Source organism: Acinetobacter sp. ANC 4470, from assembly GCF_002135335.1.
In the GTDB taxonomy this organism is placed as follows: domain Bacteria; phylum Pseudomonadota; class Gammaproteobacteria; order Pseudomonadales; family Moraxellaceae; genus Acinetobacter.
This window is the reverse complement of the sequence record NZ_NEGC01000002.1, coordinates 11,209-32,554: the sequence shown is the minus strand read 5'-3', so window position 1 is coordinate 32,554 and position 21,346 is coordinate 11,209. Positions and strand designations below refer to the sequence as shown.

Sequence of the window (21,346 nt, the reverse complement as noted above, 5' to 3'; positions counted from 1 at the left end):
AGATTCACATGGCACAAGGACTATTGGCGGGTAAGCGTTTTTTAATTGCGGGCATTGCAAGTAAGTTATCCATTGCATTTGGTATTGCTCAAGCTTTACACCGTGAAGGTGCTGAACTCGCATTTACTTATCCAAATGAAAAATTAAAAAAACGTGTCGACGATTTTGCTGCACAATTTGGTTCAACTTTAGTTTTCCCTTGTGATGTTGCTGTTGATGCAGACATTGACCAAACTTTTGTTGAATTGGCAAAACATTGGGATGGTTTGGATGGTGTGGTTCACTCTATTGGTTTTGCGCCTGCAAACACTTTAGATGGTGACTTTACTGATGTTACAGATCGTGAAGGCTTTAAAGTTGCACATGACATTAGTGCATATAGTTTTATTGCAATGGCACGTGCTGCAAAGCCATTATTAACCGTTCGCCAAGGTTGCTTACTGACTTTGACTTACCAAGGTTCTGAACGTGTGATGCCAAATTACAATGTCATGGGTATGGCAAAAGCATCATTGGAAGCGGGCGTGCGTTATTTAGCGTCTAGCTTGGGTAGTGAAGGAATTCGTGTAAATGCGATTTCAGCGGGTCCAATTCGTACCTTAGCTGCATCAGGGATTAAATCTTTCCGTAAAATGTTAGATCTTAATGAAAAAGTTGCACCACTTAAACGTAATGTCACCATTGAAGATGTAGGTAATGCTGCATTATTCCTTTGCTCGCCTTGGGCAAGTGGTATTACGGGTGAAATTCTATATGTAGATGCTGGTTTCAATACCGTCGGTATGAGCGCAGATCTCATGGCAGATACTGAATAAGCTTTTTTTCTAACAAAATTAAGCTTTTCTCCTTCTCCCTCTGGGATGAGCAGCATTGCTGCGCAAGGGGGATGAGGGAATTAATAAATAACCTCTCCCTAACCCTCTCCTCTCAGGAGAGGGAATAAATTGAGAATAAAAAAGACCGCAAATGCGGTCTTTTTTAATACAAAAGCAAAGCTAAATTAAGCTTGACCTTCAGCAGCAACTTGAGCACGTTGCATATTCGCTTCGAATTCAGCATCGAAGTTAATCGGGGTAAGAAGCAATTGTGGGAAGCTTCCTTTGGTTACCATATCATTTACAGCTTCGCGTAAGAATGGGAACAAAATATTTGGGCAATATGCACCCAGAATATAAGGAAGACGTTCTTCTTCAACGCTATCTACCAAGAAGATACCCGATTGAGTTACATCTACGATGAATGCTGTTTCACCTGCGTTGTTCGCGTGAACAACCACTTGTAAAGCCACTTCATAATGCGTTGCATCAATTTTTTCTGCAGAAGAAGACAAATTGATATTTAGTTCAGGCTGCCATTCTTTGGTAAATACTTGTGCCCCAGGTACTTCAAAAGAAATATCTTTAGTGTAAATACGCTCTAATGCCAATTGTGGTTGAGCTTGTTGTTCTTCACTCATTCTTTAATCCTTAATTATGAAGAGGTGATTTAATTTAAAGTTTTAAGCCAATAGTTCGTTGAGTTTGCCTTCACGCTCTAAAGCATAAAGTTGGTCAAACCCACCAATGAACTGATCGTTAATAAAAATTTGTGGAACAGTACGGTGATTGGTGCGTTGCATCAATTCCATACGGACTTCAGGCGCTTCATTAGACAAATTAATTTCTTTATAAGCCACGCCTTTACGCTCAAGAAGTTGTTTTGCACGAACACAATACGGGCAAACTGTGGTTGAGTAAATTATTACTTCAGCCATTTAAATTCTCCTTAAGTGAATTATTTGCTTTTAATTAGAGGTAAGCCTTGGGCTTTCCAATTGTTTACACCACCATCTAAACGATAGCTATCAGCATGACCCACTTGTTGTAATGCTGTACCAGCGATTTGGCCTAAGTTGCAAATAAACACCAGTGGGCGATCTGAAGATTTTAACTCTTCAATATGGCTTGTAATTTGGCTATACGGAATATTACGGCTACCACTGATATGACCTTCACGGAAGTCTTTCGCATCGCGTAAATCAATCAGCATGGCATTTTTAGCTTTGACTAAAATACCCAAAGATTGTGCTGAAATTTTACGGCCATTGCGTTGTCCTTCTAAAACGAAGAACAAAACAATCAAGACCCCAAGTGTTCCAAACAAGAAGGGGTGATTCCCCATAAATGCCAACCAACGTTCCACAAGTCACCTAATTACAATTTAAAATTGCGTAGAGTATAGCTCATAAATATGGCGATCAAAATCGCTGCTTCAAGGGCTAAGGGTTAAGAAAAATTAATTTTTTTGCTGTGCTTCAGCAATTTCATCGGTTAAACGTAAATAACTGTCTAAACGACGTTGTAAAATTTCACCTGATTGTGCTGCTTGACGCAAGGCACATTGCTTTTCATGCTTATGGGTACAATTGCGGAATTGGCAATATCCCAGCAGATTTTCAATTTCAGGAAAACCACATTGAACTTTGTCTGGGTTCAAATGCCATAAGCCAAATTCACGAATTCCGGGTGAGTCAATCAGTGCTGAACCTTCGCCAAAAGCAATCAAACGCGTCGAAGTCGTGGTATGTTGACCCAGTGCTGAGTTTTCCGAAATGATATTGGTTTTTTGTGCAGCATCAGGAACGATGGCATTAATCAGTGAGCTTTTCCCAACACCAGACTGTCCGACAAAAGCGACGGTTTCACCAGCCAAGCGATTTGCTAGCGCAGAGATAGCAGAGGCATCACCCGTCGACTGACATTGCATGACTTCATAACCTAAGGCTTGATACTCTTGCATCAGCTTTAAAATCGGATCATTTTCTTTAATTAAATCAGCTTTATTTAACACCAACAGCGCAGGAATTTGGGCATCGGCACACGCCACGATATAGCGGTCAATGAGACTGGGTGCAACTTCCGGGAAGGATGCAAACACAATCACAATTAAACTGACATTGGCTGCCACAGGTTTAACTTTGTGGTAACGGTCTGGGCGTGTCAGGAGTGATTGACGTGGATGAATCGCAGTAATAATACCTAAACCAGTATTTGGATCTGCTTGCCATTTAACCCGATCACCTGTTACCAAGGCTTCTAAATTGGTACGGGTATGACAGCGCCATACACTGCCGATCTCAATCGGCTTCCAAAATGGCTCTGGTTCACCCGATTTGACTTCAGATTTAGTCGGATGCTTTTCGGGAGACGAAAGGGCTTGAACTTCAAGTTGACGACCATAATGCTGTACCACTAAGCCTTCGAGGTCATTTGAAGTGTCGAGTTCTTCTTGACGTGTTTTCTGTTGTTTCTGAATGCGACGTTGTTGCTGTTCAGTTAAACGACGTTTACGAATTAAAGCCATTCATATCCTAAAAAAACCATTAACTAAGGAAGGCAAAAATAGCATGAAGCAGGGTATGAGTTACAGCCAAGTTGCAATAAATTTGCTACTATAGCCGTTTTTAAGCCTAATAAGATTGCACATTTATGAGCAGCACTCCTGATACCCGCCTCATTTGGATTGACCTTGAGATGACAGGTCTAGATACCGATAACGATAGAATTATTGAGATTGCGACCATTGTGACCGATGACAAGCTCAATATTTTGGCGGAAGGTCCTGTGCTAGCGATTCATCAGTCACCTTTGATCCTCAATGCGATGGATGAATGGAATACGCGTCAACATGGTCAGTCTGGTCTGATTGAGCGCGTACGCCGTAGTAAATTAACTGCACAAGATGCAGAACAGCAGACCATCGAATTCTTAAAAAAATGGATCAATCCTAAAGTGTCGCCAATGTGTGGCAACTCAATTTGCCAAGACCGCCGTTTCATGCACCGTTTGATGCCTGAATTGGAACAGTTTTTCCATTATCGTAATTTAGACGTATCTTCGGTAAAAGAATTGGCTAAGCGCTGGCGTCCTGAAATCATGAGCGGTTTGAAAAAGAATGCCTCACATTTAGCGATGGATGATATTCGTGATTCGATTGCCGAATTAAAGTATTACCGTGAATACTTTTTTATTATGAATTAAGGTGTATAGAAAGAGGCTTAAGCCTCTTTTTTTATGAACTAAATTACAAGCTAATTTTTATTTGAATCACATTCTATTTATTCTCTTGAACAGATAGATTATCCGAACAAGACAGAATTTGATAAAATGCGCTGGTATTTTTTTAGCTGTTAGATGACGAATGACTGATCTCCCTCAAGATGATGAATATGAGCGCCGCTTTGCAGGTGTAGAAAAAATTTATGGAGAGGATGCTTTTCGTCAGTATGAACATAGCCATGTCATGGTAATTGGGATTGGTGGTGTGGGTTCTTGGGCGGTTGAAGCTTTAGCGCGAACAGGCATTGCTGAACTGACTCTGATTGATATGGATGTGATTGCAGCATCCAATATTAACCGCCAATTGCCCGCCATGAGTTCGACATTAGGGCGAGAAAAAGTTGAGGTAATGGCTGAGCGTTGTTATTCGATTAATCCGCGTATTAAAATTAATGTGGTCGATGATTATTTAACGCCTGAAAATGTTAAAGAACTTTTAGCCAATCCGCCAGATGTTGTTCTCGATTGCATTGATGATGTCAAAGCGAAACTCGCACTGATGCTACATTGCCGATTTAATAAAATTCCTTTGATTGTTTCAGGTGGAGCGGGTGGGAAGCTTGATCCACTGAAAATTCGGGTAGCAGATTTGTCTAAAACCGAACAAGATCCCATGTTGGCAAAATTACGCAGTCAATTACGCGCCAAAGGTATTTGTAAAAAGAGCAAAGAAAAATTTGGCATTACCTGCGTGTATTCGATTGATAATTCATTTTCAAGCGCAGAGGTTTGTCCAAGTGCGGGCTTACGTTGTGGTGGTTACGGCTCAGCGGTGGTGGTGACTTCAAGTTTTGCCATGGTGGCAGTATCTGAAGTGTTAAAAAAATTGGCTGCGAAAAAACCTAGAATTGAATTGGAAAAGTCATAATAAAACTCAGGAACTGTTGATATTTGAATGTGGAAATAACAATACAAATGTCCTTATCATAAAAAGCACTGCAAATAAGCAGTGCTTTTTTGTGGATGTTTGGCGATTGATTTAAAGCATCATACAGAGCGTATGCTGAGTTTAAGTTTTCCAAACACCTAGCATCGATTCTAGAATCTTGCTCAAAAATCAAAGTCCAAAATAATAAGCACAGATACAAATGACAATGGTTAACAAAATTAGTTTAATCACCCCCGATGCACCGACTTTGTGTGAAGTATGCACGGTGTGGGTTTTTAAATTTTGTGCCGTGTGGGGTGCTGAATGAGCACCATCTAAAGGATTGGCAACTTCGACAGGGGTTAGTTTTGCAGACTGATAATGATTGGCAACTTTAATAATAAATTTTGCCGTTAAGTCATCTAGTTTTTGTGAAAAATGACGCAGATTCAGTTGTTCTTCAGGTGTGAGTTCACTGCCATCAGCATGATGAGGATGTTGTAGTTTGTGCTGAATATGGCTTGATAATGCATCTAAACGATGTAGTGTTGTATGTGCATAATCTGCTTGATACTCGGTGGGTAGTAACGGGAGATACTTACTTTCTGCTACAGGTGAGCTATCGACACTGTCTAGGTTAGGTGGAGTGATTCCGTAATAAGGGAAATCTCGGTTTGCAGGTTCCGTAAAGCCTTGAACAAATTTGCTCTCGAACAATTCATTGTTGGTATAAAGCTGAATATCATCCCAATTTGGCTGTTGTAAATCGGCATCTACACGTTTTGCCAGTTTTGGATTCAGCTCAAAACGCCAAAATGTTTCCTGACGGCATTGTTCTTGTTGTAGTTTAGGCACTTCATAGTCATGGTCAGCGCTATACCATTCTGCCAATTCTTTGCCAAAGATCCATGCGGTTTTTTTATGCTGTTCATGACTGATAATAATATGCGGAATCTGTAATAGCTCTACATTGGCATTTGGATTTTTTTCATCATTTAAAAGGCTTGAGCTGTGTAAGCTAATACGCTGTGTGCCTTGTTTTTTCAGTGCTTCTAGCCAAACTTGAAAATGTTGCGCAAGTAAATGCTGTGACAAAAGATCACGGAAATGCAAGTTATGTTGGTTAAAAATGGCATGTTGTACCCAATGATTAAAGCTTAAATTTTGCTTCAGATACTCATTACCATAGGTCACTAAAGTCAGTTGTTGTTTCCAAATTTGATCGAGAGCCATTGTTATTGATCTCATGAATATTGGCTTTATCTTATCCTTTTTATAAATCCGGATGCTAATCTAATTTTCCTGTACTGGGAACTTCATCAATACGTTCAAAAACTGTTAGAATATGGGGTTTTATTATATTTTTAAATTGTTGCTTTGAGAGTTATTATGTCACTGGAAGCCCTGACCACTGAAGCGCTCGCTGCGATTGCAGCAGCTCAAGACCTTGCTACACTCGATCAAGCCCGAGTGCAATTTACAGGGAAGAAAAGCCAGCTCGCGGAACAATCGAAAGCTTTAGGCAAGATGGACCCTGAAGAACGTAAAGTTTTTGGGGCAAAAATTCACGCTGTTCGTGAAGCTATTACTGGTGCATTAACGACACGCCAAGCGGAACTACAAAAAGCTGCACTAGAACAAAAACTTGCTAGCGAAGTGATCGACATTACCTTGCCAGGTCGTGGTCAAAGTGTGGGCAGTATCCATCCTGTGACTCAAGTGCAGGAACGTATTTGTCAATTCTTTACCAAAGCAGGTTTTACTGTTGCGACTGGTCCAGAAGTTGAAGATGATTATCATAACTTTGAAGCATTGAATATTCCGGGGCATCATCCAGCACGTGCGATGCATGACACCTTCTACTTTGATGTGAATCATTTATTGCGTACACATACTTCTGGTGTGCAGATTCGTACCATGGAAACGCAACAACCGCCTATTCGTATTGTTTGTCCGGGCCGTGTATACCGCTGTGACTCAGACCAAACCCATTCTCCAATGTTTCATCAAATTGAAGGTTTATACATCGCTGAAAATACCAGCTTTGCAGAACTTAAAGGTTTGTTGATCAATCTGTTAAATGAATTTTTTGAAAAAGATTTAACCGTTCGTTTCCGTCCATCTTATTTCCCATTCACAGAGCCAAGTGCTGAAGTGGATATCATGGATGAACGTGGTCGTTGGTTAGAAGTTTTAGGTTGCGGTATGGTGCATCCAAATGTACTTCAAGCAGCAGGCATAGATCCTGAAAAATATAAAGGTTTTGCTTTTGGTCTAGGTGTGGAACGTTTTGCAATGCTTCGCTACGGTGTGAATGATTTGCGTATGTTCTTCCAAAATGATGTGCGTTTCTTACGCCAATTTGCTTAAACAAATTTAGACCTCTCCCTGACCTCTCTTAAAAGGAGAGGGGCTGTCCAAGCAGGACACAGGGTTCTCCCCCTTTGAAAAAGGGGGAGAGGGGGATTTAAAAAATTGATTTATAGGTTTTTAACGAAATGAAAATTAGCGAAAATTGGTTACGCACGTGGGTAAACCCTGCCGTTGATAGCGAAACTTTATCTGACCAACTCACCATGCTTGGTTTAGAAGTCGATGAGATGATTCCAGCCGCGAAGCCTTTTACAGGTGTGGTGGTGGGTGACGTTTTAACTGTAGAACAACATCCAGATGCAGATCGTTTACGTGTCACTACCGTGAACATTGGTACAGCTGAAACCTTACAAATTGTCTGTGGTGCGCCAAACGTGCGTGTCGGGATGAAAGCCCCAGTTGCAACGATCGGTGCTGTATTACCGGGTGATTTCAAAATCAAAAAAGGCAAACTGCGTGGTATTGAATCACAAGGCATGCTTTGCGGTGCTTCTGAAATTGACCTTGAAGATAAAATTGATGGTCTGTTAGAACTACCAAACGATGCACCTGTTGGTATCAACATCCGTGAATATCTCAATCTTGATGATCACGTGATTGACATCAGCATCACACCAAACCGTGGCGACTGTTTCAGTATTCGTGGTATTGCGCGTGAAATTTCGGTGATTAACCAGTTGGCTGTAACTGAACCTGTCATTACAGCGGTTGCTGCAACAATTAGCGATGAGAAAAAAGTTGTCGTTGATACCGATGGTTGCCCTCGTTATTTAGGACGTGTGATTAAAAATGTGAATACCAAAGCAGCGACTCCAGCATGGATGGAACAGGCTTTAGCTCGCTCAGGTATGCGTCAGCACAGTATTTTAGTTGATATTACCAACTACGTACTGATTGAATTGGGTCAACCTTTACATGCATTTGATGGTACGAAAGTTCAGGGTGCTGTCCATGTTCGTCAGGCAACTGCTGCAGAAAAACTTATTTTGCTCAATGAACAAGAAGTTGAATTGACTGAAAATGTGATGGTCATTGCCGATGATGAAAAAGCATTGGCGATGGCAGGCATTATGGGTGGCTTGTCTTCATCTGTAACAGATGAAACCACTGAAATTTTCCTAGAATCAGCATTCTTTGCACCGCTTGCAATTGCAGGTCGTGCCCGTCGCTATGGTCTGCATACCGATGCATCACAACGTTATGAACGTGGTGTAGACTTTGAATTGCCAATCATTGCGATGAATCGTGCATCACAATTGATTGCAGAATTAGCGGGTGGTGAATTCGGTCCGATTACGGTTGCAGAAAAACTGGAACTTTTACCTACACGTGAAGCAATTGAACTTAAACAAGTACAAGTCGATCAATTGTTGGGTTATGCCGTTGAAAGTGATTTTATTGCGGACGCACTACAACGTTTAGGTTGTATCGTGACGGTAAAAGCATCAGGTGAGTGGAGTGTTATTCCTCCATCACACCGCTATGATATGGCAATTTATCAAGACCTGATTGAAGAAGTTGCTCGTATTCACGGTTATGACAACATTCAAATCAGTCTACCTGTGATTGATGTGAAATTAGCCAAACATCAAGATCAGTTTGAATTACCTCAGCTGCGTCAAACATTGGTGACTTTAGGTTATCAAGAGGCAATTAGCTTTAGCTTTGCCGATGCCAAGCTTGAAAAGCAACTCAATCCGAATGTGAATCCATTGATGTTGGCAAATCCAATTTCAAGTGAATTGGCTGCAATGCGTTCAACGTTGTTATCTAGCTTGATTCCATGTGTACAGTACAATATCAATCGTCAGCAAAGTCGTGTGCGTTTCTTTGAGCTGGGTTTACGTTTTGATTATCAAGATGCAACAAGTATTCATGATTTAAAACAAATCCCGACTTTAGCGTTAATTGCAGTTGGTGCTAAAACTGCTGAATCTTGGCATGCTAAAGTGCAGCCGATGAATTTCTTTGATCTAAAAGGTGAAATTGAAGAAATTTTAGCAGCGGGTCGTGTCGAAGTTGAGTATGTGCGTTCAGAGCGTGAATGGTTACACCCAGGTCAATCTGCTGAAATTTTAGTGAATGGCAAATCTATCGGTTACCTAGGTCGTTTACACCCATCTTTAGAAGATGAGCTAGATTTAGGTGTCACTTGGGTGGCAGAACTTGATCAACAGGCTGTTTTGCAAACTTATGTATCTAATTTTACAGAATTATCACGATTTCCATCGGTAAGACGTGATATTGCGCTTTTAATTAGTGATAAGATTAATGTTAGTGAAATTCAGCAACTTATCGAAAAAACGGGTGGAGAGCTGTTAGACTCAACTTGGTTATTCGATGTGTACACTGGACAAGGTGTTGAAGAAGGTAAACGCTCACTGGCATTTGCAATTCTTTGGCAGCATCCAACCCGTACACTTGAAGATGCTGAAATCAAATCCGGTATGGACAATATCCTACAAGTGTTGGAAAACACTTACCAAGCGACATTGAGGGCTTCATGACAGCATTAACAAAAGCAGAAATGGCTGACCATTTAAGTGAGCTCACGAGTTTAAACCGTCGTGAAGCAAAACAAATGGTCGAGTTGTTCTTTGATGAGATTAGCCAAGCGCTCATCTCGGGCGAGCAAGTTAAACTTTCAGGTTTCGGTAACTTTGAGTTGCGTGATAAACGTCAACGCCCAGGACGAAACCCGAAGACGGGTGAAGAAATTCCGATTTCTGCACGTCGTGTGGTGACCTTCCGTGCTGGTCAGAAATTTAGACAGCGCGTTGGAAATGAGCAGATCGATTGATCTGCTTTTTTATTATTTAATTTTAATAGATTAAGTTACTGGTCTAGAAAATAGAGAGGTAACGACATTGAGTAATATGAAAAAATTATTTTGAATAATGATTATTATAAGGTGCGATATTTAATGAATGCAAAATGTGTTTTGAACACAGCATAAATGCTAAGAATGTTTTTATTCATATTATATTTTTAGAGTGATAAAAAAGAGAGCCAAAGGCTCTCTTTTTTTACTGTCTAATCTTAAAGATTAGTGAGCAGCAGAAGCAGCAACTTCAGCAGCAGCATCAACAGCTACAGAAGCAGCAGCTACAGCTTCAGAAGCAGCATCAACAGCTACAGAAGCAGGAGCAGCTTCAACAACAGCAGCAGAAGCAGCAGCTTCAGCTTCAGAAGCAGCAGCTACAGCTTCAGAAGCAGCAGCTTCAGCAGCAGGAGCTTCTTCAGTTTTTTTAGCACAACCAACGAAAGCTAAAGTAGTAGCAACTGCAGCAGCAATAGCGATTTTTTTGAATAACATGGCATCACTCTCTAAATATGAGATTAAAAAAAACCCTTGTTAGCCTGTTGATTGCTTTTATTCTGCCTAATATTTTTTAGGTAGTAATAATAATGCAGAGACAGTCTAACTGGTCTGCGAATATGCTATCACTGCGCATTTTTAAATACTACTGGTTTGATTAAAAAAAAGACTAAAAAAGTAGATTTTCCTTCCATTCTTTAACAGAAAATAACAATCAATTATGAAGTTTGTATTGGAGAAGTACTAAATAACTTCCTAAAATTTATACACTTTTTTATATGATTATTTTATTTATCATTAACTTGCAATTTAATTTACATAAAATCGATGGGAGTGTGTTTTTATGTAAGCAAGGTCAACCAAATAAAAAAGCCATCGTTATAGATGACTTTTTTATCAATAAATAGAGGGGGAGGATACTTTAGCTTGTTGCTTTACGCTTCATCTGATCAAAGAAATCATCATTGGTTTTGGTTTCTTTCATACGATCCAACAAAAATTCCATTGCAGCCAATTCATCCATCGGATGTAAAAGCTTACGAAGAATCCATACTTTACGTAGATTATCTTCGCTCATCAGGCGTTCTTCGCGACGAGTACCTGACTTTTTGATGTTCATTGCAGGGAATACGCGTTTTTCAGAAATACGACGATCCAGTGTGATTTCTTGGTTACCGGTACCTTTGAATTCTTCGTAGATCACGTCATCCATCTTACTGCCCGTTTCAATTAAAGCAGTTGAGATAATAGTCAGTGAACCACCTTCTTCAATATTACGTGCTGCACCAAAGAAGCGTTTTGGACGTTCTAGTGCATGTGCATCTAAACCACCGGTCAAAACCTTGCCAGAAGAAGGGATAACGGTGTTATAAGCACGTGCCAGACGTGTAATAGAATCCAGTAAAATCACTACATCTTTACGATGTTCAACCAGACGTTTTGCTTTTTCAATCACCATTTCAGCCACTTGGACATGACGTGCAGGTGCTTCATCAAATGTTGATGCAACCACTTCACCACGAACAGTACGTTCCATTTCGGTTACTTCTTCAGGACGTTCGTCAATTAGAAGTACGATAAGGAACACTTCAGGGTTGTTACGAACAATCGACTGAGCGATGGTTTGTAGCAACATGGTTTTACCCGCTTTTGGCGGAGCAACAATAATTGAGCGTTGACCTTTACCAATTGGTGCAACCAAGTCAACCACACGTGAAGTTAAATCTTCAGTTGTACCGTTACCTAATTCCATAATTAATTGTTCAGTTGGGAACAATGGCGTTAAGTTTTCGAATAAAATTTTGTTACGTGAATTTTCTGGTGTGTCGTAGTTAATTTGATTCACTTTTAATAAAGCAAAATAACGTTCGCCTTCTTTAGGTGGGCGAATTGTTCCTGTAATGGTATCGCCAGTACGTAAGTTGAAGCGACGAATTTGAGATGGGCTGATATAAATGTCATCAGGGCCTGCAAGATAAGAACCTGCTGCAGAGCGTAGGAAACCAAAACCATCAGATAGAATTTCTAGAACACCATCACCAAAGATCTCTTCGCCATTCATTGCATGGCGCTTTAAGATGGCAAAAATGATGTCTTGCTTACGGTTACGCGCCATTCCTTCTAGGCCCATAAACTCAGCAATCTTGATGAGTTCGCCAATCGGTTTTTTCTTGAGTTCAGTTAAATTCATAGGTGGTCAGATAGAATCAAAATTCTGGAATACAGATGAGAAAAGGGAGCAACATTCAGCCGCTTACACGTAATAAAAATAACGTAATTGTATTTGCACAATAACAATTCAGGGGTCTGATTCATTGTTTCGAAGAATAAAGTGTAAAACAATATATGTTGCCGAGCGGCGATCTTATGTGTTGTGTCTTGTAAGAAAATGCTGGATTGGAAAATCCTTTATTCCTTGAATATGTAATATAAGAGGTAATATCTTTTTTGTCAATTTATAGACGAAAAAAATACGCTATCTTTGGATAGCGTATTATATCAAATTGCGCTGTTTTGAATTAGATATTTTCTTCAATAAAAGCAGTCAATTTAGATTTTGGTGCAGCACCGACTTGTTGCGCGACGACTTCACCATTTTTGAACATCAATAGGGCAGGAATGTTACGAATGTTGTAGTTGACTGCAGTCGCTTCGCAAGCCGTAACATCAACTTTAACAATTTTAACTTTACCTTCGAATTCTGTAGAAAGTACTTCTAATACAGGGGCAATTGCTTTACATGGTGCACACCAGCCTGCCCAAAAATCGACAAGTACAGGAACGTCAGATTGTAAAACGTCAGCTTCGAAGTTCGCATCAGTTGTGTTTACGATATTGCCAGACATGGATATGCTCCAAAAATTTTAAATAGTTCTATAACGAGAAGTATTACATAGCCTTGTTTAACTATGTAGTGCGATATGTAAATTTTCAAACATTATAGTGAGTTTGTCTAATTGATGCTCACGATATTGATCATCGTGTCCTACAATTATACTTTTGACTAAAAAATTAAAAACTCCTGCATTTGTGTTTATAAATGGCTTTTAAATTGCATGTATGTGAATTACTCTAAGCATAATTCTTATAGGTTCGTTTGAATAATGTCTGATTTTTTGATTGATGAAGAGTTACTTGCTGCCATCGATATGGGGTCGAACAGTTTTCACCTTGCTATTGCCCGTGTAGATCATGGCGAAGTAAAAAAGGTGGCTTCAATGTCAGAAAAAGTACAATTGGCAGCCGGTCTGGATGAAAATAAAAACTTAACTGAAGCCGCGCAGCAGCGTGGATTGGCATGTCTTGCGCGTTTTGTCGGGCGTTTAAGTTCAGTACAAGCCAATCGTATGCGAATTGTGGCAACCAATGCTCTGCGTCAGGCCAAAAATGGGCATGAATTTATTCAAAAAGCGGCAGAAATTTTACCTAAACCGATTGAAATTATTGCCGGTCGTGAAGAGGCGCGTCTAATTTATTTAGGCGTATCGCACACCATGGCGAATAGCGGCCGTCGTTTAGTGATTGACATTGGTGGAGGTTCTACCGAGCTAATTATTGGCGAAGAATTCGAACCCATTCATACTGAATCTTTGCAAATGGGTTGCGTCGCTTTTACCAAAGCCTATTTTAGTGATGGCGAAATCAATCAGAAGAATTTTGATAAAGCGGTTGTTGCTGCGCGTAAAGAGCTTTCTGGCATTGCCAATACCTATAAAACAGCAGGCTGGGATACAGCTGTCGGCTCAAGCGGCACCATTAAAGCATGTCGTCAAATTACCATCAATATGGGGTGGAGCGATGAGCAAGAAAATTTAACCCGTGAAGGTTTAGAAAAGCTCAAAGAAAAATTACTTAAATTTAAAGATATTTCTGAAGTCGATTTTGATGGCTTAAAAGAAGATCGTCGAGCAGTTTTGCCAGCTGGGGTTGCCATTTTATATGCTGTGTTTGATGTACTTGAACTGGATAAATTAGTTTATTCCGATGGTGCACTTCGTGAAGGCGTGATGTATGACTTGCTGGGGCGTTTTCAGCATGAAGATATCCGAGATCGAAGTGTTCAAGCTTTAATGGGACGCTATAACGCCGATCCTAAGCAAGCTGAACGTGTGGTGAAAACAGCGCAGCACTTATTTGATAGTGTCGCTAATGCTTTGAATTTAAACAGCGAAGACAGTGATTTACTGCGCCGCGCTGCATATTTGCATGAAATAGGTTTGGCCATTAGTCACGGGGGTTATCATCGTCATAGTGCATATTTATTGCAACATTCTGATATTGCCGGCTTCTCACAAATTGATCAAAACCATCTTTCACATTTAGTGGCACATCATCGTCGTAAGTTACGCAGTGACAGTCGAGTCGATGTGATGAAGGTGGGGGGTAGCAAATTAGTTTATCTTTGTCTATTGCTTCGTCTCGCAGTTTTACTCAATCATAGTCGTAGCGATGAGATGCTTCCTGCCATTGAATTAAGTGTCGGCAATGAGCAACAATGGCAACTCAGTGTTTCTGGCGATGCCAAACAATGGCCTTTGCTTGTAGCAGACTTGCACGATGAGCAAGTGCAGTTCAAGCATTGGGATATTGAATTGAATATTCAGTCGGAACAATTTATCTATTAACAAGTGATTGGTTAACAAGTGATTGTTAATTTAGGGAATGGTTGACCTATGAAAAATAAAGCTGCTCAATCTAAAGCATGGACAACGGTTCAAATTGCACGTCATCCTGAACGTCCGCAATTTTTGGATTATGTTGGTGAAATCTTCACTGAATTCGATGCTTTACATGGAGATCGGGTGTTTGGTGATGATGGTGCAATGATCGGTGGCTTGGCACGTTTTAATGGTCAGCCAGTCATGATTGTTGGACAACACCGCGGTCGTAGTACGCGTGAAAAATTGCAACATAACTTCGGGATGAGTAATCCAGAAGGCTACCGTAAATCGCAGCGTTTACTGGATATGGCAGAACGATTTAATCTACCTGTGTTTACTTTTATTGATACGATGGGTGCATATCCAGGTGTAGGTGCAGAAGAACGTGGTCAAGCCGAAGCGATTGCGACCAGTCTTGCACAACTTTCAAGTTTAAAAGTACCTGTGATTGCAACGGTACTTGGTGAAGGGGGCTCAGGTGGTGCACTCGGTATTGGTGTCGCAGATCGCGTGATTATGTTGTCTCACAGCATTTATTCTGTAATTTCACCTGAAGGCTGTGCTTCTATTCTTTGGAAAACAGCTGAAAAAGCTGAACAAGCCAGTGAAGCATTAGCATTGACTGCTGAAAAACTCAAAAAAATGGGTATTGTGGAATATGTAGTTGATGAAGGTGCAGGTGCACATTTGCAACCTGAACAAGTCATGCAAGCACTTAAAGAGGTTTTACAGCAAGCTTTAGAAGAATTGCAACCAATGGAAGCGAATGAACGATGCGAAGCACGTTACCAGCGTTTAATGAAGTTTGGCAGCGACAATTTAGGTCTGATGTCTTAAAACAGGAACAACAGTTTCCTGAAAATACCTGCTTTTTAATTGGATGTAGTGGTGGCATGGATTCCATGTTGCTGCTGCATCTGATGTCTTATTTATACCCTGAAAAAATCCGTGCCATATATATCGACCATCAATTACAAACGCTCAGTGCCAGTTGGGGTGCATTCGTCTCTGATCAATGTGCTGCGTTGAATATTCCTTGCATTGTGGAAGCGGTAAATGTGCAGTCTGGAAATCTAGAACAACAAGCCCGTGAAGCACGTTATCAAGCCTATCTAAAGCATTTAAAACCCAATGAAATTTTAGTTTTAGCCCATCATCAGCAAGATCAAGCGGAAACGTTAATCTTGCGTTTACTTTCTGGTACAGGGGTACAGGGTTTATCTGCTATGAAAAAAGTGGATATTCGAGAGCAATTTACTCTTTGGCGACCGCTCTTAAATACTTCTCGTGAGCAGATTTGCCAATGGTCAGCACAGTTAGATGTGCAAAATATTGAAGATCCAAGTAATTTGAATACCGATTATGATCGGGCATGGTGTCGTCATGAATTGTGGCCAATGCTACAAAATCGCTATCCGAAAATGCAACAAGCCTTAGGTCGTACCAGTTATTTAATGCAAGATGCAGATGAAATTCTGCAAGATGTTTTGCAGCAAGATTTAGCATTTTGCGGAACAGTAGCTGAACTTGATTTAAAAAAATTGTCTCAATTATCTACCGCTCGTCAAAGACAGCTTTTATCTGCATGGATGAAAGGGCAGGAGACTTATCGACCTAATTTTGGAATGGTTGAACGCTTGCGGTATGAAGTGATTGAGTCCAAGTTGGATGCGCAAGCGGCTTTGCATTGGAATCAACATTATTATCTGCGTTATCAGCAAAAACTTTTTCGTTTAAGTTTGGATGAATATCTTGCTGAGAAAAATCAATCGGATACTTTAGTTGTAACGATTCAAGTACAATTAAATCAAAATATTAAAGTTCTTTCAGGGCAGTATCTTGCTGAACCTAACAAAATAGGATTATCAGCATCCTTATTGGGTAAAACATTAAGTTTGGTGCTGCGCCAAGGTGGAGAAAAAATTTATTTACATGGACGAGTGGGGAGTTGGCCATTAAAAAAAGCTATTCAAGAAGCACAAATTTTTCCTTGGCAGCGTCATACAATTCAAATATTAAGCATAGATAATGTTATGCTTGGTGTTTTTACGCCACAAGGGTTTTGGTTGGCTCAATCTGAATATTGTGAAGTCGGTGGTTGGCAACCAAATTTGATCTCTTAGTTAAAAAATTCTACGTCGAGTATGATTTATGAGTGCAGCTTTAAATTGTAATATTTGTTTTATTGGTGGCGGTAATATGGCTCAAGCCTTAATTGGCGGGTTAATTTCACGTGGTTTGCCTCCAACACGTATTACAGTTTCTGATCCGGTCGAAAAAGTACGTCTTTTATTACAAGAAAAAGATGTCTGTGTGACCGATGATAATATTGCTGCCATTCGTGATGCCGATATCGTCCTTTTTGCGGTGAAACCACAGGTATTGGCCAGTGTATTAAAACCACTCAAAGGTTTGTTTGAAGGCAAATTGGTCATGTCGATTGTTGCTGGTGCTGAAATTGCAACCATTGCAACGCTTTTAGCAACAGATCGAATTGTTCGTGTGATGCCGAATACACCTGCTTTGGTGCAAACAGGCGCACATGGTCTGTATGCGACTGAAGCGGTTGACACAAAAGACCGTGAGCTTGCAAGCCAAGTTCTAGCTGCAACAGGTTTAACCCTTTGGGTAAATTCAGAAGCACAGATTGATGCAGTTACGGCCGTATCTGGTTCTGGTCCTGCATATTTCTTCTATATGATGGAAAGCATGATTCGTGCAGGTAAAAACTTAGGTCTGGATGAAAAAGTAGCGACAGCGCTGACTTTACAAACGGCCTTAGGTGCTGCACAAATGGCGATTACCAGTGCAAATACACCTGCGGAATTACGTAAAAATGTAACTTCACCAAATGGTACTACTCAAGCTGCACTTGAAGTTTTTGATCGTGCACAAATTTCTCAAAATATTCAGGCTGCTTTGGCTGCAGCACAAAAGCGCAGCCAAGAACTTGCTCAAGAGCTAAGTGAAAGTAGCAAATAACTCGTTTTTATTTAGGAAAGTTCCAGTATGGGTGCAAACTCTGCGCTGATTTTTGGCATTATCATTAACGTAGCGATTTTGCTCGTATTCTTTCGTTTTCTCATGCAGTTGGCAGGGATAAATGCTTATAACCCAGTAGTGATGTCTACGGTTAAAGCAACGAAAATAGTGGATGTCTTTGGTCGTATTTTTCCAACGGTAGCAAAAGGTCGTGTCAATTTAGCGGCTTTGGCTTTGCTGTTGGTTTTATATTTACTTAAAATTTTTGGTGTCATGTATTTGTCAGGTGCTATGCCGAATAGTCCTGTACATTTGCTGATTTTAACGTTTGTCACCATGATCCAAGACTTGATTCGCTTCTGTCGGTATTTGATTTTTGCGACGATTATTTTAAGTTGGGTCGTGATGTTTACCCAAACTCGATCGCCTTATATCGAAGTAATTCAAGAGCTTGCGGAACCATTACTGGCACCGTTTCGTCGTATTTTGCCAAATATGGGTATGATTGATTTATCTCCAATTGTTGCATTTTTAGCTTTGTATGTTGCTGAAATTATCATGAATGAAGTGGCGATTGCACTTCTGACAGGGCTTTAAACTCTAAGCAATAAAAAAGGACTCTATTGAGTCCTTTTTTATTGCTTAGATGAAACTCCCTCTCCTTATAGGAGGTGAGAATCTTCAGAATATATTCCTCACCGCCTAAAAGAAGGAAGGAACTGTCCCTATTTTAAAGAAAAGTCAAAAAAGGTGCTTTTAATGCGCCTCATCCCAATTCATACCTTTTCCAACTTCAACAATCAGCGGAACTGAAAGTTTTACCACCGATTGCATCACTTCAGCCAATTTAGTTGCCAGTTCATCAGCAATATCGGCATCGACTTCAAATACCAATTCATCGTGTACCTGTAATAACATTTTCGCTTGATCTTTCGGTAATATTTTATCGACTTCAATCATCGCCATTTTAATAATGTCAGCAGCACTTCCTTGTAGTGGGGCATTGATTGCCGCACGTTCAGCACCTTTACGGATCATCATATTGCGTGCATCAATATCAGGGGTGTATAAACGGCGACCTGAAATCGTTTCGACAAAACCTTGTTCCAAAGCCACTTGACGAGTGCGTTGCATATACTCATAAATGCCCGGATAACGATGGAAATATTGTTTGATATAGTCCTGCGATTCTTGACGGGTAAAGCCCAACTGACGAATCAAACCAAACTCAGACATACCATATAACAGACCAAAATTGACAGCTTTAGCTTGACGGCGTTGGTCATGTGTTACATCTTCAAGTTCAATGCCTAAAACTTCAGCGGCTGTACGACGATGCACATCTTGTCCATGATTAAAGGCATGCACTAAAGCATCATCTTGAGAAAAATGCGCCATTAAACGCAGTTCGATTTGTGAATAATCGGCTGCAAGCAGCACACGACCTTTAGGTGCAACAAAAGCCTTACGAATTTGACGGCCAATTTCTTCACGGACAGGAATGTTTTGTAAGTTTGGATCGGTCGATGATAAGCGACCAGTTGCTGTAAGTGCTTGATGATAACTGGTATGGACACGGCCACTGTCATTGTTGGCCTGTTTTTGTAGACCATCCGTATAGGTGTTTTTAAGTTTTGAAAGACCGCGGTATTCCAAAATTAACGCGGTAATGGGGTGATCAATTTTTTCTAAAATACTTTCACTGGTGCTGTATTGTCCAGTGGCAGTTTTCTTGCCGCCTTTTAATCCTAGCTTATCAAACAGGATCTCACCGACTTGTTTTGGCGAGCTGACATTAAAACTTTGTCCTGCCAATTCGGTAATTTGATTTTCTAAATTTTGAATGGCATTTGCAAAATCTACCCCTAATTGATCGAGGAATTTTAGATCAAGCTCAATGCCATTTTCTTCCATAATGGTTAGAACACGGGCAACAGGCATTTCAATATTATGCAAAATATTGTCGAGTTCAGGTACGGTTTTTAATTTTTTCGACAATACTTCATATAAGCGATAAGTCACATGCGCATCTTCAGCAGCATAATGCGCAGCGATTTCAATCTCAATTTGATTAAAGGTTTTTTGTTTCACGCCTTTGCCCGCTACTTGTTCAAAGGTGGTGGTCAAATGACTTAAATATAAACGTGCAACATCATCCATGCCGTGACGCGTTGCCACAGAGTTGAGAACGTAAGAGGCAAGCATGGTGTCGAAATACCAACCTTGTAATTCAATCCCATGATTCTGCAAGATATGTGCATCATATTTTAAATGATGGCCAATTTTTTCAACGGCAGCATCTTCTAAAATCGGTTTGATTTGCGCGAGAACCGTTTCACGGTTGAGTTGTTCGGGAGCGCCTTCATAGTCATGGGCAAGGGGAATGTAATAGGCATCATGGGCATCAAATGCTACCGAAAAACCGACCATTTCAGCAATACGATAATCCAAACTGGTGGTTTCAGTGTCAAATGCAAAACGTTTTTCACTGCTAAAACGCTGAAAAAGTTTATCCCAGTCTGCTTGGCTTAAAACGGTATGGTAAGTCGCTTGTCCCAATTGATCATCGACACTGGTCATGTCAGCTTGATCTTCAGTTTCAATAGTTTCTTCTTTACGTGCAGATTTTTCAATCACTTTTGATGTTTGCTTGTAGACCGAACTATTTGGATTATTTGGATGGTCTAAAGACTGTAATTGGTTACGAAATTCAAGTTCGGTATAAAGCTGACGTAAGGCTTCAACATTGGGATCAACCAGTTTTAAATCGTCATAAGTGAGATTTAAATCTAGGTCAATCACAATACTGGCAAGTTGATGATCGAGGGTAATACCTTCAACATTGTCTTTAATATTTTGACCAACTTTACCTTTAATTTGATCGACATTTTCTAAAATTCCACCGATGGAACCATATTCGGTCAAAAGTTTAGCAGCCGTTTTTGCGCCTACACCGGGTACGCCTCGAATCCCATCGGAAGCATCACCCATCAGAGTTAAATAATCGATAATTTGATTCGGCCAAACTCCGAATTTCTCAAAGACCCCATTAACATCCATTGGCTTATCTTTAAAGCTGTCTTCTAAAGTCACTTTGTCGGTGACCAGTTGCGCCATGTCTTTGTCGCCGGTGGAAATGAGCACTTGATGACCTGCTTTTTCAGCACGTTTGGCCAGTGTTCCAATCACGTCATCGGCTTCAGCACCCGGCAGGGTGTACAAAGGAATGCCTAAAGCACGAATCAGATTGTGCAGATAAGGAATCTGTTGAGAAAGTTCCTCAGGCATACTTGGACGATCACCTTTGTAAATCGGTGAAAGGATATGTCGGAAAGTGGGTTCTGGCGTATCAAAAATCACTGCCATATGGGTCGGTTGAATACGACGCATCAATTTTTGAATTGCAGAAATCGCACCACGAATTGCGTTGGTCTGTAAACCCGTAGAAGTGGTTAGTGGTGGCAGTGCATGGTACGCACGAAATAAAAAATATGAGCCATCGACCAAAACAAATGGTGGCATTGCAAGATTCCTAATTCAAATAACG

At 40.4% G+C, this 21,346-nt stretch carries 20 protein-coding genes; 11 read left to right on the top strand and 9 right to left on the bottom strand.

Annotated elements, in window-relative coordinates; translation table 11 throughout:
* Positions 1 to 8 precede the first annotated feature (8 nt).
* A complete protein-coding gene (locus B9T25_RS03320) occupies positions 9 to 815 on the top strand; it encodes an enoyl-ACP reductase FabI (protein ID WP_086187074.1) in 807 nt (268 codons plus the stop codon).
* 185 nt (positions 816 to 1,000) lie between these two features.
* Here the strand turns inward: B9T25_RS03320 and secB are convergent, their stop codons facing one another.
* The 4 genes from secB to rsgA all read right to left on the bottom strand — a co-directional run bounded on the left by secB (position 1,001) and on the right by rsgA (position 3,342).
* Entirely contained in the window at positions 1,001 to 1,456 is a 456-nt protein-coding gene (gene secB, locus B9T25_RS03315; RefSeq protein WP_086187073.1) for a protein-export chaperone SecB, read from the bottom strand.
* A gap of 42 nt (positions 1,457 to 1,498) precedes the next feature.
* Positions 1,499 to 1,753, bottom strand: a complete 255-nt coding sequence (grxC, locus tag B9T25_RS03310; RefSeq protein WP_086187072.1) for a glutaredoxin 3 — start codon at positions 1,751 to 1,753, stop codon at positions 1,499 to 1,501.
* 20 nt (positions 1,754 to 1,773) lie between these two features.
* Positions 1,774 to 2,181 (bottom strand): rhodanese-like domain-containing protein, encoded by a 408-nt coding sequence (locus tag B9T25_RS03305; protein ID WP_086187071.1) that lies wholly within the window; start codon positions 2,179 to 2,181, stop codon positions 1,774 to 1,776.
* Between the two features lie 93 nt (positions 2,182 to 2,274).
* Positions 2,275 to 3,342, bottom strand: a complete 1,068-nt coding sequence (gene rsgA, locus B9T25_RS03300) for a small ribosomal subunit biogenesis GTPase RsgA (RefSeq protein WP_086187070.1) — start codon at positions 3,340 to 3,342, stop codon at positions 2,275 to 2,277.
* 125 nt (positions 3,343 to 3,467) lie between these two features.
* Here rsgA and orn point away from each other — a divergent pair, with 125 nt between their 5' ends.
* Positions 3,468 to 4,019: an oligoribonuclease gene (gene orn, locus B9T25_RS03295; protein WP_086187069.1), complete on the top strand. Its 552-nt coding sequence runs from the start codon at positions 3,468 to 3,470 to the stop codon at positions 4,017 to 4,019.
* Between the two features lie 160 nt (positions 4,020 to 4,179).
* On the top strand, positions 4,180 to 4,965 hold the full coding sequence (locus B9T25_RS03290) for a ThiF family adenylyltransferase (RefSeq protein WP_086187068.1): 786 nt from the start codon (positions 4,180 to 4,182) through the stop codon (positions 4,963 to 4,965).
* Between the two features lie 189 nt (positions 4,966 to 5,154).
* Here B9T25_RS03290 and B9T25_RS03285 read toward each other — a convergent pair whose 3' ends face one another.
* Positions 5,155 to 6,198 carry a hypothetical protein gene (locus B9T25_RS03285; RefSeq protein ID WP_086187067.1) on the bottom strand — a complete coding sequence of 348 codons (1,044 nt, stop codon included), beginning with the start codon at positions 6,196 to 6,198 and terminating at the stop codon, positions 5,155 to 5,157.
* A gap of 156 nt (positions 6,199 to 6,354) precedes the next feature.
* Between B9T25_RS03285 and pheS the strand changes: the two genes are divergently transcribed.
* The 3 genes from pheS (at position 6,355) to B9T25_RS03270 (ending at position 10,138) form a co-directional block, all read left to right on the top strand.
* Positions 6,355 to 7,335, top strand: coding sequence for a phenylalanine--tRNA ligase subunit alpha (gene pheS / locus B9T25_RS03280; protein ID WP_004649748.1), 981 nt, complete (start codon positions 6,355 to 6,357; stop codon positions 7,333 to 7,335).
* A 128-nt stretch (positions 7,336 to 7,463) separates the two neighbouring features.
* Positions 7,464 to 9,845 (top strand): phenylalanine--tRNA ligase subunit beta, encoded by a 2,382-nt coding sequence (pheT, locus tag B9T25_RS03275; RefSeq protein ID WP_086187066.1) that lies wholly within the window; start codon positions 7,464 to 7,466, stop codon positions 9,843 to 9,845.
* The gene (locus tag B9T25_RS03270) at positions 9,842 to 10,138 is read left to right on the top strand and encodes an integration host factor subunit alpha (protein WP_004649746.1); all 297 of its coding nucleotides are present in this window, start codon (positions 9,842 to 9,844) and stop codon (positions 10,136 to 10,138) included. The genes pheT and B9T25_RS03270 overlap by 4 nt, the downstream gene beginning before the upstream one ends.
* A gap of 246 nt (positions 10,139 to 10,384) precedes the next feature.
* Here the strand turns inward: B9T25_RS03270 and B9T25_RS03265 are convergent, their stop codons facing one another.
* The 3 genes from B9T25_RS03265 to trxA form a co-directional block, all read right to left on the bottom strand.
* Positions 10,385 to 10,654, bottom strand: a complete 270-nt coding sequence (locus B9T25_RS03265; RefSeq protein WP_086187065.1) for a hypothetical protein — start codon at positions 10,652 to 10,654, stop codon at positions 10,385 to 10,387.
* A gap of 424 nt (positions 10,655 to 11,078) precedes the next feature.
* Positions 11,079 to 12,347, bottom strand: coding sequence for a transcription termination factor Rho (rho, locus tag B9T25_RS03260; RefSeq protein WP_086187064.1), 1,269 nt, complete (start codon positions 12,345 to 12,347; stop codon positions 11,079 to 11,081).
* A gap of 328 nt (positions 12,348 to 12,675) precedes the next feature.
* On the bottom strand, positions 12,676 to 13,002 hold the full coding sequence (gene trxA / locus B9T25_RS03255; protein ID WP_004649742.1) for a thioredoxin: 327 nt from the start codon (positions 13,000 to 13,002) through the stop codon (positions 12,676 to 12,678).
* 258 nt (positions 13,003 to 13,260) lie between these two features.
* Between trxA and ppx the strand changes: the two genes are divergently transcribed.
* Genes ppx through B9T25_RS03230 form a run of 5 tightly spaced genes read left to right on the top strand, consistent with a single transcriptional unit; the run spans position 13,261 to position 18,396 of the window.
* Positions 13,261 to 14,781, top strand: coding sequence for an exopolyphosphatase (gene ppx, locus B9T25_RS03250; protein WP_086187063.1), 1,521 nt, complete (start codon positions 13,261 to 13,263; stop codon positions 14,779 to 14,781).
* A gap of 48 nt (positions 14,782 to 14,829) precedes the next feature.
* The gene (locus B9T25_RS03245; RefSeq protein WP_086187062.1) at positions 14,830 to 15,654 is read left to right on the top strand and encodes an acetyl-CoA carboxylase carboxyltransferase subunit alpha; all 825 of its coding nucleotides are present in this window, start codon (positions 14,830 to 14,832) and stop codon (positions 15,652 to 15,654) included.
* Positions 15,591 to 16,940, top strand: coding sequence for a tRNA lysidine(34) synthetase TilS (tilS, locus tag B9T25_RS03240; RefSeq protein WP_086187061.1), 1,350 nt, complete (start codon positions 15,591 to 15,593; stop codon positions 16,938 to 16,940). Before B9T25_RS03245 ends, tilS begins: the two co-directional genes overlap by 64 nt.
* Before the next feature lie 28 nt (positions 16,941 to 16,968).
* The gene (gene proC / locus B9T25_RS03235; protein WP_086187060.1) at positions 16,969 to 17,799 is read left to right on the top strand and encodes a pyrroline-5-carboxylate reductase; all 831 of its coding nucleotides are present in this window, start codon (positions 16,969 to 16,971) and stop codon (positions 17,797 to 17,799) included.
* Positions 17,800 to 17,826: 27 nt separating this feature from the next.
* Positions 17,827 to 18,396: a YggT family protein gene (locus tag B9T25_RS03230; protein ID WP_086187059.1), complete on the top strand. Its 570-nt coding sequence runs from the start codon at positions 17,827 to 17,829 to the stop codon at positions 18,394 to 18,396.
* 159 nt (positions 18,397 to 18,555) lie between these two features.
* Here B9T25_RS03230 and polA read toward each other — a convergent pair whose 3' ends face one another.
* On the bottom strand, positions 18,556 to 21,321 hold the full coding sequence (polA, locus tag B9T25_RS03225; protein ID WP_086187058.1) for a DNA polymerase I: 2,766 nt from the start codon (positions 21,319 to 21,321) through the stop codon (positions 18,556 to 18,558).
* Positions 21,322 to 21,346: the final 25 nt, after the last annotated feature.